Source organism: Amycolatopsis sp. NPDC006131 (genome assembly GCF_040614175.1).
GTDB classification, from domain to species: Bacteria; Actinomycetota; Actinomycetes; order Mycobacteriales; family Pseudonocardiaceae; genus Amycolatopsis_E; species Amycolatopsis_E tucumanensis.
The window spans coordinates 37,677-53,252 of sequence record NZ_JBEXTX010000025.1; the positions used below are offsets into that span (position 1 = coordinate 37,677).

The following is a 15,576-nucleotide window of genomic DNA, read 5'->3' on the forward strand; positions in this document are numbered from 1 at the left end:
GCAAGTCATTTAGGATCGACTGTGATGAGCACGAAAATCGCGTGGCCGGTGCCCGCCCCGGGACTTCCCGAGAACGTCCACCCCGCACTCGCCGCGATGGCCCGCGCCGCCAGCGCCGCCTACGGGGACGCCCGCCGCAGGCACACCCGCGCGGAGCTGGCCGAAAAGGTCGCCGACGGCGCGGACGGCACCCCGACCATGCGCGTGGACGAGATCGTCGAGGCCGCGATCGCCGAGGAGGCGGACCGGCACCGCGTCAACCTGCTCAGCGAAGAGGTCGGTTTCGTCGACAACGGCTCCGCGGTGACGCTCGTCGTCGACCCGGTCGACGGCTCCAACAACGCCGCCAACGGGGTGCCGCTGAGTTGCTTCGGCGGCACGGTCGCGGTCGACGGCCAGGCGACCGAGGCGCTCACCGTGTGGCTGGACACCGGCCGCGCCTGGCACGCCCGCGCCGGCGAGCCGGTCCCGTTCCGCACCACCGGCCGCACCACGCTCACCGGCGCGACGGTCAACCTGCTCCGCCCGCACAAGCGCAACGCCGAAGCCTGGATGCGCGTCGCGGACAAGGCCCAGCGCGTGCGGATCCTGTCCACCACGGTGCTGGAGTGCGCGCTGGTCGCCGAAGGCTCGGTCGACGCGTTCTGCGACCCGGGCTCGGACACCCACCGGCTGGTCGACCTCGCGACGGCGATGGTCACGGTGCCCGCGGCCGGCGGCGCGGTGATCGACGTGCGCGGCCGCCCGCTGGAGATCGACCCGGACCTGACGCGCCGCTGGTCCGGAATCGCCGCCGCGAGCCGCGCCCTGGCCGACGACCTCGCCGCGACCGTCCTCGGCTGAGCCGGATCCGCACACCCGCGGCCACCGCCGGTGAACAACCCAGGCCTCACCCGCCGCGGGGTCCGGAGTGCCGCCGCAACCCGCGCCCAGCCCCTGTGAACAACCCGGTGTTCACCCACTGCCGCTCCGGCATCGCCGCCACAACCCGCGCCCAGCCACCGCTGGCCCCGCACCGCCACCACAACCCGCGCCCACCCACCGCGCGCCCCGCACCCCCACCACAACCCCGCCCTCACCCACCGCCGCGCCGGCATCGCCGCCACAACCCGCGCCCACCCCCGCACCGCCACCACAACCCCGTCCCCACCCACCGCCGCGCCAACACCGCCGCCACAACCCGCGCCCACCCACCGCTCGCCCCGCACCGCCACCGGGTCCTCCCCCACCGCCAGCCCCACCGCCAGCCCAACCGGCCGCCGCGACCATCCCCAGCCGCTCCCGATCCCCCGGGTCCAATGGCCCTACCGGCCACCACCGGCCGGGGTGATCGTGGTGGCCGTGACGTTCCCCGCGCGCGAAAGACCGGTCGCTCCGATGCTCGATCCGTTCGGACTGGAAGTGCTGGGGCGGGAGCAATGCCTGGAGCTGCTCGCCACCGCCGGGATCGGGCGCGTCGTGTTCACCACGCGCGGTCTGCCCGCCGTCCAGCCGGTCCGGTTCGTGCTGGCGGACGACGCGGTCAACTTCGGCGCGCCGGCCGCCAGTCCGCTGTTCGTCGCGGCGCACGACGGGGTGGTCGCGTTCGAGGCGGACGCCTTCGCCCCGGACCTCGGGTCCGGCTGGTGGGTGACGGTGCTCGGCCGGGCCCGGGCCACCCGCGAACGCGCCAGGGCGTGGCCGGCGAGCACCGCCGATGACCGTTGGATCCGCATCCCGCTGGAAGTAGTCTCGGGTCGGCGGCTCGTGGGGTAGGGCTGCCGGAAGGGCAGTGGTGATCGGACCGGGCGTTCGCGGACTTGTCGAGGCCGTCGTCGGGGTCGCGGCTGACCTCAGCCTGCCCGAGATCCTGTCCAAGATCGTCACCAGCGCGTGCGGTCTCACCGGCGCCGCGCACGCCGTGATCCAGGTTCCGGACGCCGCGCCCGTGCGCACCGGCGACCCGGCCGCGCCCGGCTCGTCGCTGACGATGCCGCTGCACGCGCGTGGCGGGCGGTTCGGCGAGCTGCGGCTCACCGGCAAGGAGGGCGGGTTCACCGGCGCCGACCGGGAAGCCGTCGTCACGCTCGTCGCCGCGGCCGGCATGGCCATCGACAATGCCACCCTGTACGAGCGGACGCGCAGCCGCGAGCGCTGGCTGGAGGCCTCGCACGAGGTCACCGCGGCCCTGCTGACCGGCGAGGACCCGCAGCGCACGCTGCGCCTGATCGCCGAGCACGCCCGGGCGGTCGCGGGCGCCACGGCCGCCGCGGTCGCCGTCCCGCGCGAGGACGACCCCGGCACGCTGGTGTTCGAGGTCGTCGCCGCGGGTGAGGACGCCCCGCCCGGCCTGGCCGGGTTGACGGTGCCGGTCGACGGCACGGCGAGCGGTGCGGCGTTCCGCTCCGGTGAAGCGGTGGTCGTGCGCAACTACGGCCGCTACGCCGCCAAGGAGCAGGCCAAGGTCAACATCCGGATGCCGGATCAGATCACCGGGCTGGACTCGGCGGTCGCCGTGCCGTTGGTCGTCGGCGGGGAGACCCTGGGCGTGCTGCTGGTCGCGAAGTTCGGCGGCGCCGCGCCGTTCACCGACGACGAGGTCGGGCTGGCCCGCACGTTCGCCGGGCACGCGGCGCTGGCGATGGAGTTCGCCCGCGCCGAGGAGGACCGGCAGCGGCTCGCTGTGTTCACCGAACGCGACCGCATCGCCCGCGACCTGCACGACCTGGTCATCCAGCGGCTGTTCGCGACCGGGCTGGGGCTGGAGGCGCTGCGGCCGCTCGTCACGCAGCCCGAGGTCGCGGACCGGCTGACCGGTTTCGTGCAGGAGCTGGACCGCACCATCCGCGAGATCCGCAACAGCATCTTCTCGCTGACCCAGCCCGACGAGGCCGCCGAAGGTGTGCGCGCGGAGCTGCTGCGGCTGGCGCAGGACTGCACGCCCGCGCTGGGGTTCACCCCCCGGCTCGGGTTCACCGGCCCGGTCGATTCGGCGGTGCCTGCCCCGGTGCGCGCCGATCTCACGGCGACGGTGCGGGAAGCGTTGTCGAACGTCGCCCGCCACGCGAAGGCGGACGCGGTGTCGGTGGAGGTGGCGGTGGACGTGGCCGGCCGGTCGCTGACGCTGACCGTCACCGACGACGGTGTCGGAATTCCGGACGAGCCCGGGCGGCGCAGCGGGCTGGTCAACTTGGGCGAGCGGGCGGCGCGGTGGCGTGGCAGTTGTTCGGTCGGCCGGAGTGGCGAGCGCGGGACGAAGCTCGTGTGGACGGCCGAGCTCAACGGCGCGGGGAGGGTGCGATGACGGTCTCGGTGTTCGTGCTCGACGACCACGAGCTGGTGCGGACGGGTTTGCGGACCGTGCTGGAGTCCGAAGGCGACATCCGGGTGGTCGGTGAGGCGAGCACCGTCGCCGAGGCCCTGCACCGGATTCCGCAGCTCACACCGGACGTGGCGATCCTCGACGTGCGCCTGCCGGACGGCGAGGGGATCGGGGTGTGCCGGGAGATCCGGTCGTCGGTGGATCCGGCGCCGGCGTGCCTGATGCTGACGTCGTACTCGGACGACGAGGCGCTGTTCGGGGCGATCATGGCTGGTGCCGCGGGATATCTGCTGAAGCAGGTGTCCGGGATGAACCTGGTGGACGCGGTGCGGCGGGTGGCGGCGGGCGCGTCCTTGCTGGACCCGGAGCTGACCGCCAAGGTGCTGAACCGGATGCGCGGCGAGGGCCAGGGGGATCCGGGGTACGCGCAGCTCAGCCCGCAGGAGCGGCGGGTGCTGGAGCTGATCGCGGACGGGCTGACCAACCGGCAGATCGGGGAGCACCTGCACCTGGGCGAGAAGACGGTCAAGAACTACGTGTCGTCGGTGCTGCACAAACTCGGCTTCGAGCGGCGCACCGAAGCCGCCGTGTACGCCACCCGGCGGCGTGACATTTCCCGTCGGCAAACAGGGCCATTGGACCCTGTTCGCGGCGCTCGTGATCGGCGAAGGTGAAGAGGTCAAAACAGAAGATTCTCGGCCGCGCCGGTCGCCGCGAGCTGAGATAACCGGCCGGAGCAGCGGCCTCCCACCCCTCCCGCTGCTCCGGCCAACTATTGTCTGTTGTGGACGGTGGGGGTAGGTTGCGCCGGATGGGGCTCACTGGGGCGGAGATCTCGGACGCGGTGCACGACGCCGGCTGGCGGTACGTGCTGACGGGTTTGTCGACCGCGGTGGCGGTGCCGTCGGCGCGAGACGCGGGGGTTGTGGCGCAGCGGGTGCTGTCGGTGGCGGACGAGGTCGCGGTGGACATCCGGCCGGGTCGCGTGCGGCTGGTGCTCGCCCCGGTGACCGCGAGGGAGATCGACCTGGCCCGGCGCATCTCCGAGCTGGTGCGGGAGCTGGGACACGAGCCGTCGCCGGGGGACGCGCAGGTGCTGGAAATCGCGATCGACACGCTCGACGCTTCGCGGATCGCGCCGTTCTGGCGGGCGGTGATGGACTACGTCGACGGCCCGCGGCCGCCCGAGGTGGTCGACCCGCGGGGTCAGGGGCCGTCGATCTGGTTCCAACAAATGGACGCCCCGCGCCCCCAGCGCAACCGGATCCACATCGACGTGTCCGTGCCGCACGACGAGGCGCAGCGCCGGATCGAAGGCGCGCTGGCCGCCGGGGGCGTCCTCCGATCCGCCGAGGCCGCCCCGGCATTCTGGGTACTGGCCGACGCCGAGGGAACGAAGCGTGTGTGACGACCTGGCAGGGGCGGGACTAACGCTTCGGCGCCGCGCTGGCTTGTCCGCACTACCTCGCCGCGGCCAGCCTCGCCGGACTGCCTTGCTGCGGTGCCGACCCACCTGCGCGCCACGCTGCCTCACCGTGCTGCCGCGCGGCACTGCCACGCTGGCTTGCCGCACTGTCTCAGCTGCGATGCCGAGCCGCCTTCCCGCCGCACCCCGCCCCAACCGCACTCGCGGCGGTTGAAATGACCTTTCAACCGCCGCTGCCCATCACAACCGCACCTCGCACCTCGTTGAAAAGCCCATTCAACCCCGCACGACTGGGCACCCCACCAACCACCCGCCGCGCAGAACCCCACCACCCAGACAACCCCAAACCCCTACCGCAACCCACTCAACTCCTCCGCCGCCCGCAGCACATCCGCGTACCGCACGTACAACCCGGCCAACCCGAACCGCAGCACTTCGGGCGGCCGGAAGTCCCCGATGACCCCGCGCGCGATCAGCTTCCCCATCGCTCCCTTGGCGTCCGGCCACGCGACCGACACCTGGTTCCCCCGCGCGTGCGACCGCGGCGTCACCACACGCGCGCCCGGCACCAGCGAGTCCAGGCACCGCAGGAAGAAGTCCCCCAGCGCGAGCCCCTTCGCGCGGACCTGGTCGATCGTCACGTCGCGCCACACGTCCAGCGCGGCGTCCAGCGCCAGCATCGACAGGATGTCCGGCGTCCCGGTGCGGCCGCGGCTGATTCCCGCCCGCCCGGCATAGTCCGGAGTCATGCCGAACGGATCCGCATGCCCGGCCCACCCGGTCAGCGGCTGGTCGAAGTCGTCGAGCCACTTCCGTGCCACATAAAGGAACGCCGGCGCCCCGGGCCCGCCGTTGAGGAACTTGTACGTGCACCCCACCGCCAGGTCGACACCGGCGGCATCCAGCGGCACCGGCACCGCCCCCACCGAATGGCACAGGTCCCACACCACGACCGCGCCGGCCGCGTGCACCGCCGCCGTGATGCCCGGCAGGTCGTGCAGCTCCCCCGTCACGTAGTCGACGTGGTTGACCAGCACCACGGCCGTCCGCGGACCGACCTCCGACGCCAGCGTCCCGACCGGCACCCGCCGCACGGAGTGACCGGTCATGCGCGCCGCGCTTTCGGCGATGTAGCCGTCCGTGGGGAAAGTGCCCGCGTCGACCAGGATCTCCGGCCGTCCCGGGTTCAGCCGCGCCGCCGCGACCACCGCCTTGAACAGGTTCACCGTCGTCGAGTCGCCGACCACCACCTGGCCCGGCCCCGCCCCGATCAGCGGCGCGATGCGGTCGCCGATCCGCTCCGGCGCGTCCCACCAGCCTTCGTCCCAGGACCGGATCAGCCGCCCGGCCCACTGCTCGCCGACCACCTCCGCGAGCCGCGGCGCGACCCCGCGCGGCGGGGCGCCCAGTGAATTCCCGTCCAGATAGGACACGTCCGGGTCGAGATCGAACTCCGCCCGCTTGCCCGCCAGCGGGTCCAGCGCGTCGAGTTCGGCCGCTTCGTCTCGCAGCGACATCGTGTCCCTTTCTCTCTATCGCCCTGTGTTGGCGGTCACATAGGGTGGTGTCTCCGCCAGCTGATCACGAGGAGGTCGCAGTTGACCAGCCAACCGTCCGTCGCTGAGCAGGCCGAGGGCTTGACCATTCCCATGCTCCTCCGTCGCAACGCCGCGGAGTACGGCGACCTGCCGGCGCTCACGTCGCTGGACGACCCGGACCGCCCGACGCTGACCTGGTCGGCGTTCCGCGACGAGATCGCCGCGGTCTCCCGCGGCCTGGCCGACCTCGGCCTGCGCCGCGGTGAGCGGATGCTGATCATGGCGCCGAGCACCCCGGACCACCTGATCGCCGACCTCGCCGCCACGCACCTTGGCGCCATCTCGTGCACCGCGTATGCGACGCTGAGCCCGGAGCAGATCTCCTACGTCGCCCGCCACAGCGGCACCCCGATCGTGGTGCTCCAGGGCACCGACGAGCTCAAGCGCTGGCAGCAGGTCCTGCACGAGCTGCCCGCGCTGCGCCGCATCGTGATGATCGACGCGGACGCCGTCCCCGCAGGCGACGAGCGGTTCGTCAGCCTCGCCGAGCTGCGCGCCCGCGGCGCCGAACTGCACCAGGCCGACCCGCAGGCGTTCGAGGACAGCTGGGCGGACCTGCGCCCGGAGGACCCGATCGCGATGATCTACACGTCGGGCACCACCGGCGACCCGAAGGGCGTGGTGCTGTCCCACCACAACGTGATCTTCGAGGCCTACGCCGTGCACGCGCTGCACGAGTCGCCGATGCACCTGTCGAACATCGCGTACCTGCCGCTCGCGCACATCGCCGAGCGGGAGATCTCGATCTACATGCCGATCGTCTACGCCGGCCACGTGCACACGCTCGCCGATCCGACGCAGGTCGCCGGCGCGCTCGGCCGGGTCCACCCGCAGGGCTTCTTCGGCGTGCCGCGGGTGTGGGAGAAGATCGCCGCTGGGCTCAAGGCGATGCTGCCCAGCCTGCCCGAGGACAGGCGCGAAGCGCTGCTCTCCGCCAGCGACCTGCTGCAGCAGGGCTACAAGCTGCGCAACGCCGGCCAGGAGGTGCCCGCCGACCTCGCCGAGAAGATCGCCGAAGCCGACCGCACGGTGCTGGCCCCGGTGCGCGCGCTGCTCGGGTTCGACAAGCTGCACTTCTGCTCGAGCGGCGCGGCCGCGCTGCCGGTCGAGGTGCTGTACTTCCTCGCCGGGCTGGGTGTGGAGATCCACGAGGTGTGGGGCCTGTCGGAGACCTCCGGCGCGATCACGTCGAACTCGGCGAAGGCGTTTCGCGCCGGCAGCGTGGGCCGCGCGCTGGCCGACACCGAGATCAAGGTCGACGCCGACGGCGAGCTGCTGGTGCGCGGGCCCCTGGTGTTCATGGGCTACCTGCAGGAGGACGGCTCGATCGCCTCCGCGCTGGACGAGGACGGCTGGTTCCACACCGGTGACATCGGGACGATCGACGCCGACGGTTTCGTCACGATCACCGACCGCAAGAAGGAGCTGATCATCACCTCGGGCGGCAAGAACATCGCGCCGACCCGCATCGAGGGGCTGCTCAAGGAGCACCCGCTGATCGGCCAGGCGGTCGCGATCGGCAACGACAAGCCGTACGTGACCGCGCTGATCGTGGTCGACGACGAGTTCCTGCCGGCGTGGGCCGCGCAGCAGGGCATCGAGGGCAGCGACCCGGTGGTGCTGGCCGAGCACCCGGCCGTGCGGGAGGAGATCCAGCGCGCGGTCGAGGCGGCGAACGCGCGGCTGGCCCGCGTCGAGCAGATCAAGAAGTACCAGGTGCTGGCCAAGCCGTGGACACCGGAGAGCGGCGAGGTCACCCCGACGCTCAAGCTGAAGCGCCGGATCATCAACGACCGCTACGCGAACGACATCGCCGCCCTGTACACGGCGGACCAGTAGCCCCTAGGCCGAACGGAGAGGCGTGGTCCACTTGCGCAAGCGCGGTGGAACACGCTTCTCCAGGCCGTAGGGCTCCAGGTGGGCGCTGAACACCTCGTCGAAAGCCTGCCGCACCGTCTCGGTGTCCCACGTCTGCCGTTCGAGGATGGGCGCCTTCAGGTAGGGCTGCCCGACGATGTGCAGCTGCGGCCCGTTGCACCGCACGAGCTGCCCCGTGATGCCCTCCGCCTCGTCGCTCAGCAGGAACAGCACGACCGGCGCGATGCGGGACGGCGTCCGGTCGGGGGGACAGTTGCGCAGCGAGCGCTCCGACTTCCAGACCATCCGGGTGTGGGCCAACGGGCAGACGGCGTTGACCCGGATGCCGGATTCCTCCAGATCGAGCGCCCAGGAGTAGGTGAGCGACGCCACCGCTCCTTTACTCGCCGCGTAGACGCCGAGCTTGCGCTGGCCGAGCGAGGCGCCGGAGGAGATGTTGACGATCGAGCCGCCGCGGCCTGCCGCGACCATGGCCTTCACGGCCGCGATCCCGGTGTACATCACGCCGAGGACGTTGACCTCGACCAGCTCCCGGACCTCGTCGAGGTCCTCCTCCCAGGGCAGCGCCTCGTAGTTGAGGCCGGCGTTGTTCACCAGTCCGTCGATCGCGCCGAACTCGGACACGCACAGGTCGACGATCGCCTGTGCCTGCGCCGGGTCGGCCACGCTGTGCCCGCTGGCCACCGCCCGCCCGCCGTGCGCGCGGATGTTCGCCGCGGTGCGTTCGGCCAGCTCGGCGTCGACGTCGTTGACCACGACCGCCGCGCCCGCCTGCGCGAGGTGCACCGCGAAGGCCTCGCCGAGGCCACGGCCGGCGCCGGTCACCACGACGGCCCGGTCCTGCATCAGCATGCTCATCGGTTCTCTCCCCACCGGCCAGTCCCCGAGCTCCAGCCCGTCCTCGGCTGTCTCCCTGGCCTGTGGTTCCAGTCTTCGCGCCGAAACTGCCCAACGGTGACCGCGCGCCGACGAACGGTCCGTCCACTGCGCTGAACGAGTGACGTCTGATCGGCCGGGCTTACCGCACCACGGGTCACGCGGCAGGGAAACTTCCACCGTTCGTCGTAACCCGAAGGTTAGAAGGTCTACGACCGTATGGGCCCAATGAGGAGATACGGTCGCGCTGTGACTGTTCGCCTGCGTGTAGTGAGCGGCATACTGATTGTTGCGGAATGTGTCACTTCGGTGATCGGCGTCACAGGAACCGGGCGGGCAGCGACAGAGTCAGTGAGCGCAGGCAGCCACCCGACGAGGGGGAAGTGGGGAGAGGTGTGAAGACCACGACTCGCCCATCCATGGGTGCGGCGCTCGCCAACCGCGAGTTCCGCACCGTGTGGCTGGCCGAGGCCCAGTCGGTGCTCGGGGACCAGCTGACCACGGTCGCGCTGGCCCTCACCGTCTACCACCGCACCGGCTCGGCGCTGTGGTCCGCGGTCGCCTACGCCCTCACCTTCCTGCCCGCGCTGGCAGGCGGCCTCGGGCTGGCCCAGCTGGCCGACCGCTACCCGCGCCGCACGATCCTCGTGGTCACCGCGGCGCTGCAGGCGTTCTTCATCGCGATCATGGCCGTGCCGGGCATGCCGGTGGTGTGGTTGTGCGTGCTGGTCATGCTCGCGCGGCTGGCCGGCGCGCCGTCCAACGCCGCGCAGAACGCCCTGACCCGCGAGATCTTCACCGACGACGAGCTGTACCTGCGCAGCCAGGACATCCGCGGCATCACCACGAACACCACGATGCTGGCCGGGCTCGCGCTGGGCGGCGTGATCGTCACCGCCGCGGGCCCGTCGCTGGCGCTGGCCCTGGACGCGCTGACGTTCGCGATCAGCGCGGTGGCCCTGCACCACTGGGTGCGCCCGCGCCCGGCCGCGGGCGACGGCGACGGCTCCTGGTTCGGCGCCATCAGCTGGGTCGCCTCCCAGCGCAGGCTGCGCGTGCTGCTCGGCCTGTCCTGGCTGGTCGGGCTCGCCATGGTGCCGGCAGGCCTGGCCGCCCCGCTGGCGCGCGAGATCGGCGCCCCCGACCAGGCCGTCGGGTGGCTGCTGGCCGCGGACCCGCTGGGGTTCGCGCTGGGCGTGTTCGTCCTGTCCCGCTACGTCTCGGCCTCGGCCCGCCGCCGCACGGTCGGCGTGCTCGCGGTCGTGCCGACGGCACTGCTGCTCGCGTTCGGGCTGCGCCCGGACCTGGTGCTCGCCCTGGTCGTCCTCGCGCTGGCCGGCGCGACGGGCGCGTACATCATCACCGTCGGGGCCACGTTCATCACGTGGGTGCCCAACGAGCTCCGCGGTGGCGCGGGCGGGCTGTACCGGACCGGCCTGCGGGTCGCGCAGGGGGTCGGGGTCGCGCTCGGCGGCGTGCTCGCGCAGTGGTCCGGCGCGGCGACCACGGCGATCATGATCGCGGGCGCGGCCGGAGTGGTCCTCGGTGTACCCCTCGCGGTGGCGTGGGGCCGGGTGCTCGGCACGGACAGCGATGCGACCCGCACCGGCTGACGGCAGCGGCGGCTGCATTCGGAAGATCAGAAGTCACGGTCGCGCACGACGATTCACCTCACGTTATTCGGGCGGAAACAAACACAAATCGAGGGCACCTCAGAAGTCGCGGTCGCGCACGACGAACACCTCTCCCACGGGAACGAAAACGAGCGCTATTCAGACCAGGGGATCAGAAGTCGCGGTCAGACACGAGGAACACCTCCATTCGGTGCCTGTGGCCGGGACGCGTCACGTTCGCGCGGCCGCTCGTGGCGGCGGTACGCGACGCTTCGCGTGCGGTGAGATGATACCTGTTGATGGAAAGTACCCGGCGTCGTTCCGGGCACAGCAAAGTTACCCGGCGGCGGTACGCGATGTCGAGGGAAGGTGAGCCGATGCCTCCGCACCACGCGCGTCGGCGATCGCCTACACTCCACGGCGATCCGGACCTCAGGGAGGGCGTTCAGTCCATCGAGGAGCGAAATTCGGTACCCCGCCAAGCCGCGCCCGAGAGGGCGGAGGCGAACACAAAGCGTGATGCGTCGAGCACGCGCCGCGCCATGTTGCCGCGGAATTGGGCATTGTGGCGGCGGCCGAAGCGTTTCATCGTTTTCCTGCTCGTCACCGAACTGATTGCGGTCGCGTGGCTGGTCGTCGCATTCGTGAACGCGAGCCCGCCGAGCGGTCTCGATTGGCTGCGCTTCGCGATTCTCACCGTGGGCGCGACGGCGCACATTCAACTGACCCGGCGGCAGGAAGAACGTCGGCGAAATGCGGGCGGCCGGGTCCTGATCGACCTGACCGCGGTCTGGGTGGTGCCTGCCGCGATTATTCTCCCGGTGCCGTTGACGATCTTGGTCGTCGGCTTGGTCCGGGTGCAGCGCTGGTTCGTCGCGCGGCGGCCTGCGCACAACTTCGTGTACTCCACGGTGGCCCACATGCTGGCGGCGACGCTCGCCCACCAGGTCTACGTCGAGCTGGGTCCGCACGACTGGGGTTCGCTGGACGTCACGGGCTCGCTCACCGAGTTCGGCTGGATGCTGGTGGCCGGGCTCATCTACGAGGGCGTGCAGATCCTCTACGTCGGATCCGTGATCGCGCTGGCCGCGCCGGAGAAGGCGAACGCGCGGACGGTGCTGGGCAGCCCGGCGGACAACGTGCTGGAGGCGATCACGATCGGCCTCGGCGCGGTGACGGCGATCCTGCTGGTGATCATGCCGCCGACGGTCGCGATCATGGCCGTGGTGACGGTGGTCTTCAACCGGCTCGCCGAGATCGAGCAGCTGCAGGCCGACGTGCGGACCGACCCGAAGACGCAGGTCGCGAACATGCGCGGCTGGACCGAGTCGGCCGAGCGGGCCCTGAACAGGGCGACGAAGGCGGCCGATCCGCTGGCCATCCTGATGATCGACCTGGACCACTTCAAGTGGATCAACGACACGTACGGCCACCCCGCGGGCGACGACGTGCTGCGGAACCTGGCGCAGCTGCTGGACGAGGTGACCCGCCCGAGCGACGTCGTGGGCCGCTTCGGTGGTGAGGAGTTCCTGGTGCTGCTGCCGGACACGGACCAGGCGGCGGCGACGGTCGCCGGGGAGCGCATCCGCTCGGCGGTGGCCGGACTGCAGATCAGGACGACCAACAAGCGCGGTGACCAGACGCTGGTGTCGGAGCGGACGGCCTCGATCGGGGTCGCGGTGTTCCCCGACCACGGCGACACCCTGCCGACGCTGATGCAGGCCGCGGACGCGGCCGTCTACGAGGCGAAGGAGGGCGGCCGCAACCAGGTCCGGATAGCCCGCGCCGCCCGCGATTCCGCGCTGACGCAACCCCCACGCGAAGCCAAGCACATCACGCACTGAGCGATTCGCAGACGGCGCGGCGACCTACTTCTGTTCCATTCACGGTCGCCGATCCACTCGCACTCGCCGATTTGCCCGCACCCCGTGTCGCCATGCCCGGGTGCACAGCCACCAGACCGGCAGGTGGACCGCCGTCACAGCAATTCCGGAGCCTTTCAGATACGGCACCCCGAGACAGGCCCCAACGCGCGATCCGATCGCTACGGCGATTCCCACCACTATGAGCCCGCCGCACCCGGGCTCCCGTCCCAACGGCATCGCCGAGACCTGGACCAACCAGCCACGCGACCACCACGGCGATTCCCACCACGACACCCGCCCACGGACACCGCCCCCGCCAGCGGTCCGCTCCCGCCCTCCACCAGCGCCTCACTCCCGACCTTCCACCAGCCTCACTCCCCGCCCTCCACCAGCACCCCACTCGCGCCCCACCAGCGGCGCACTCACCTCCCCCACCAGCGGCCCACTCCCGCCCCCACCAGCGGCCCACTCCCAGCCCCACCAGCGGCCCACTCACCTCCCCCACCAGCGGCCCACTCCCAGCCCCACCAGCGGCCCACTCACCTCCCCCACCAGCGCCCCACTCACCTCCCCACGAGCGACCCACCCACAACCCCACGAGCGACCCACCCACAACCCCACGAAAGACCCACTCGCACACCGAGAACGCCCCCGTCCCCAGAGCACCCGCCCCGACCAGGGCGTTCGCCCGACCCCGGCCCCCCGACTCCTAAACCTCCCACCCCTCACCCACTAGAGTGGCGCACTCCGGAATCCACGATCAGGGAATTCCCTGGTGGCCGCAGAGGCCGCTCCCCTGCCACTCTGGGAGGCGATGATCACCCCAGCGACCTTCACCGACCACCCGCCACCCGGGCAGGCCACCACACCGGTGCCCCGGGTGCGCCGCCGCCTGGCCACCTCCGCCTGGCTGCTGGTGCTGTCGCTGGCCGTCGTCACCTTCGGGTTCGTCGCGTCGCGGCCGGCCTCCCCGCCGGACGCCGGGCCGCCCACCGGCGGCGCGCTGGCCGCCCAGCAGGCCATCGAGGCGCTCGTCCACCCCGGCCAGCAGGCGACCGCGCTCGCCCTCCTGCCCGCCGACTTCACCCAGGTCACCGGTGTCGTGCCGGGCCAGATGCAGGCGCGGGACGGCACGGTCCGCGCGGTGCACGTCGACGGCGGCTGCTCGACCCCGTGGGGCGACGACAACACGAAGTGGGACTACGCGGTCCCGTGCAAGGCACACGACCTGGGCTACGACCTCCTCCGCTACGCCGCCGCGGTCGGCCACCCCCTCGGCCAGGACGTCCGCGAGGCGCTGGACCAGCGCCTGTCCGACGACATGCACGCGGCCTGCGTCATCAACCCGATGGACTCGCCACGCACGTGCCGCGTCGTCGCGAGCCTCTACTCCGCCGGGCTCGTCGTGAACTCCTGGCACCAGCGCTGGGGCCCGCCGGTCGGCGACCCGATCGGCCCGCTGCTGGCAGGCGTCGCCGTGATCGGGTGCCTGTTGATCTTCCGGCTCCGCGGCTGGCTGCAGCACCGGCACGCCCGCGTCGCCACCCCCCCGCCGCCGGCCGCCACGAGGCCGCCTGCGCCGCTGTCCCCGTGGGTGACGCTCGGCGTGGGCAGCCTGGTGCTGCTGATCCTCGGCGAATCGGCCATCGCGCTGGCGCGGTGGGCCGGCGTGGGCGCGGACTGGCTGTGGCCGCTCACGTGGGTGGCTCAACTCGCCCCGGTGTTCTTCTTCGCCGGCGGCCGCGCCAACGCGGCGGGCTGGCGCGCCACCAGGGACAGCGGCGGCGGGTACCGCCAGTACCTCGCCCATCGCGCGAGCTGGCTGCTGCGCCCGGCCCTGATCTTCGTCGTGGTGGCGCTGCTCGTCCCGCTGGCGCTCGAACTCCTCGGCATTCCCGAGGGCACGAACGCCGCGATCATGCGCATCGCTCTGCACCCGCTGTGGCTGCTGGGCATCTACCTGCTCACGGTGGTGGCCACCCCGCTGATGCTCGCCCTGCACCGGTGCGCCGCGGCGGCCTCGGTGGCCGGCCTCCTCGCCTTCGTCGTGCTGGCCGAGATGGCGGCACGGGCCATCGGCTCGCCCATCCCGCGCTACCTGGCGGCCTTCGGCCTCGCGCTGCTCGCCCAGCAGGTCGCGTTCGGGCGGATCCGCACCTCCAACCGGCTGCTCCTGGTCGGTGTCACGGCCGCGGGGGTCACCGGTCTCGCCCTGCTCACCACGGTCGGCGGGCTCAGCCGCGACCTGCTCGGCGCGCCGGGCGCGCCGCCCGCGTTGTCCGGGCCCACCCTGCCGGTCCTGCTGCTCGGCGCCGCCCAGATCGGCCTGCTGGGCCTGGCCGCGAAACCGCTCGCCCGGCTGACCACCAGGTGCGCCGGCCTCGCCCGCCTGGCGATGCGCGCGCCGATGAGCCTGTACTTGGGCTTCCTCGCCGCGATGCTGCTCGTCGTCGCGCTGGTTTACCTGCCGGACCACCCGGCAGCGATCTTCGGCTGGGTCCGCGACCCGCGCACGTGGTTCGCGCTGGCGCTGCTCGCAGTTCCCGCGCTGATGGTCTTCTGGTGGTTCGAGCGCCACCCGCGGGAGACGGCTGTCCCGGTCGCGGACCACCCGGCCTCGGACGGCTGGCTCGCCCACGCGGCGACCATGCTCGGGATCGGGTTCGCCGTGGTCGGGCTGTTCGGGTTCGCGCTGACCCGGTTCGGCGGTGACGACGGCTCGATCATGGGACTGCCGGTCGACCCGATCCAGAACCTTATCCAGCTGCTGATCGGGGTATTCCTCCTGCACACGGTGCGGACAGGGCTCAGCGGCGCGCGCAGCACGTGGGTCGTCACGGGGGTCGCGTGCGTTCCGGCGCTGCTGTCGGCGGCCGATCCGGTGACGATGGCGGTGCACGGCGTGACGGCCCTGATCGCGCTGGCGGCGGTGGCCAGCACGCTCGTATCCACCAAGGCGGTGGCGCAAAACACGTAACCGAGTGTTGTGAACCACTTCCGGTTGGCCGTATGCGACGCT

General features: G+C 72.0%; 12 protein-coding genes. 9 read left to right on the forward strand and 3 right to left on the reverse strand.

What is annotated here, in order from left to right; all coding sequences use genetic code 11:
* Positions 1-24: 24 nt before the first annotated feature.
* From ABZ215_RS15920 to ABZ215_RS15940, 5 genes are all read left to right on the forward strand, one after another.
* On the forward strand, positions 25-843 hold the full coding sequence (locus ABZ215_RS15920; protein ID WP_237338819.1) for an inositol monophosphatase family protein: 819 nt from the start codon (positions 25-27) through the stop codon (positions 841-843).
* Between the two features lie 534 nt (positions 844-1,377).
* Complete coding sequence (locus ABZ215_RS15925; protein WP_027936369.1) at positions 1,378-1,755, forward strand: pyridoxamine 5'-phosphate oxidase family protein; 378 nt, start codon at positions 1,378-1,380, stop codon at positions 1,753-1,755.
* 19 nt (positions 1,756-1,774) lie between these two features.
* Positions 1,775-3,283, forward strand: coding sequence for a GAF domain-containing protein (locus ABZ215_RS15930; protein ID WP_354950118.1), 1,509 nt, complete (start codon positions 1,775-1,777; stop codon positions 3,281-3,283).
* Positions 3,280-3,975 carry a response regulator transcription factor gene (locus tag ABZ215_RS15935; RefSeq protein ID WP_354950102.1) on the forward strand — a complete coding sequence of 232 codons (696 nt, stop codon included), beginning with the start codon at positions 3,280-3,282 and terminating at the stop codon, positions 3,973-3,975. Before ABZ215_RS15930 ends, ABZ215_RS15935 begins: the two co-directional genes overlap by 4 nt.
* 137 nt (positions 3,976-4,112) lie before the next feature.
* Positions 4,113-4,709 carry a VOC family protein gene (locus ABZ215_RS15940; protein ID WP_354950103.1) on the forward strand — a complete coding sequence of 199 codons (597 nt, stop codon included), beginning with the start codon at positions 4,113-4,115 and terminating at the stop codon, positions 4,707-4,709.
* Positions 4,710-5,077: 368 nt separating this feature from the next.
* Here ABZ215_RS15940 and ABZ215_RS15945 read toward each other — a convergent pair whose 3' ends face one another.
* Complete coding sequence (locus ABZ215_RS15945) at positions 5,078-6,244, reverse strand: aminotransferase class V-fold PLP-dependent enzyme (protein ID WP_354950104.1); 1,167 nt, start codon at positions 6,242-6,244, stop codon at positions 5,078-5,080.
* A gap of 132 nt (positions 6,245-6,376) precedes the next feature.
* Here ABZ215_RS15945 and ABZ215_RS15950 point away from each other — a divergent pair, with 132 nt between their 5' ends.
* Positions 6,377-8,164, forward strand: coding sequence for an AMP-dependent synthetase/ligase (locus tag ABZ215_RS15950; protein WP_020421518.1), 1,788 nt, complete (start codon positions 6,377-6,379; stop codon positions 8,162-8,164).
* A 3-nt stretch (positions 8,165-8,167) separates the two neighbouring features.
* Here ABZ215_RS15950 and ABZ215_RS15955 read toward each other — a convergent pair whose 3' ends face one another.
* Complete coding sequence (locus ABZ215_RS15955; protein WP_020421519.1) at positions 8,168-9,061, reverse strand: SDR family oxidoreductase; 894 nt, start codon at positions 9,059-9,061, stop codon at positions 8,168-8,170.
* A 437-nt stretch (positions 9,062-9,498) separates the two neighbouring features.
* On the opposite strand from ABZ215_RS15955, the gene ABZ215_RS15960 reads away from it, so the two are divergent.
* Positions 9,499-10,692 (forward strand): MFS transporter, encoded by a 1,194-nt coding sequence (locus tag ABZ215_RS15960; protein ID WP_020421520.1) that lies wholly within the window; start codon positions 9,499-9,501, stop codon positions 10,690-10,692.
* 445 nt (positions 10,693-11,137) lie between these two features.
* On the opposite strand, the gene ABZ215_RS15965 is transcribed toward ABZ215_RS15960, so the two are convergent.
* The gene (locus tag ABZ215_RS15965) at positions 11,138-11,410 is read right to left on the reverse strand and encodes a hypothetical protein (RefSeq protein WP_354711842.1); all 273 of its coding nucleotides are present in this window, start codon (positions 11,408-11,410) and stop codon (positions 11,138-11,140) included.
* Between the two features lie 103 nt (positions 11,411-11,513).
* Between ABZ215_RS15965 and ABZ215_RS15970 the strand changes: the two genes are divergently transcribed.
* Positions 11,514-12,536 carry a GGDEF domain-containing protein gene (locus ABZ215_RS15970; protein ID WP_354711841.1) on the forward strand — a complete coding sequence of 341 codons (1,023 nt, stop codon included), beginning with the start codon at positions 11,514-11,516 and terminating at the stop codon, positions 12,534-12,536.
* A gap of 835 nt (positions 12,537-13,371) precedes the next feature.
* Entirely contained in the window at positions 13,372-15,534 is a 2,163-nt protein-coding gene (locus tag ABZ215_RS15975; protein WP_237338815.1) for a phospholipase A2, read from the forward strand.
* The last annotated feature ends 42 nt before the right edge of the window (positions 15,535-15,576 follow it).

Excerpts from the sequence above, each read along its gene's own strand:
- ABZ215_RS15920 (WP_237338819.1), top strand. The coding sequence starts at position 25 with ATGAGCACGAAAATCGCGTGGCCGGTGCCCGCCCCGGGACTTCCCGAG.
- ABZ215_RS15925 (WP_027936369.1), top strand. The coding sequence starts at position 1,378 with ATGCTCGATCCGTTCGGACTGGAAGTGCTGGGGCGGGAGCAATGCCTG.
- ABZ215_RS15935 (WP_354950102.1), top strand. The coding sequence starts at position 3,280 with ATGACGGTCTCGGTGTTCGTGCTCGACGACCACGAGCTGGTGCGGACG.
- ABZ215_RS15940 (WP_354950103.1), top strand. The coding sequence starts at position 4,113 with ATGGGGCTCACTGGGGCGGAGATCTCGGACGCGGTGCACGACGCCGGC.
- ABZ215_RS15945 (WP_354950104.1), bottom strand. The coding sequence starts at position 6,244 with ATGTCGCTGCGAGACGAAGCGGCCGAACTCGACGCGCTGGACCCGCTG.
- ABZ215_RS15950 (WP_020421518.1), top strand. The coding sequence starts at position 6,377 with ATGCTCCTCCGTCGCAACGCCGCGGAGTACGGCGACCTGCCGGCGCTC.
- ABZ215_RS15955 (WP_020421519.1), bottom strand. The coding sequence starts at position 9,061 with ATGAGCATGCTGATGCAGGACCGGGCCGTCGTGGTGACCGGCGCCGGC.
- ABZ215_RS15960 (WP_020421520.1), top strand. The coding sequence starts at position 9,499 with ATGGGTGCGGCGCTCGCCAACCGCGAGTTCCGCACCGTGTGGCTGGCC.
- ABZ215_RS15965 (WP_354711842.1), bottom strand. The coding sequence starts at position 11,410 with ATGTGCGCCGTCGCGCCCACGGTGAGAATCGCGAAGCGCAGCCAATCG.
- ABZ215_RS15975 (WP_237338815.1), top strand. The coding sequence starts at position 13,372 with ATGATCACCCCAGCGACCTTCACCGACCACCCGCCACCCGGGCAGGCC.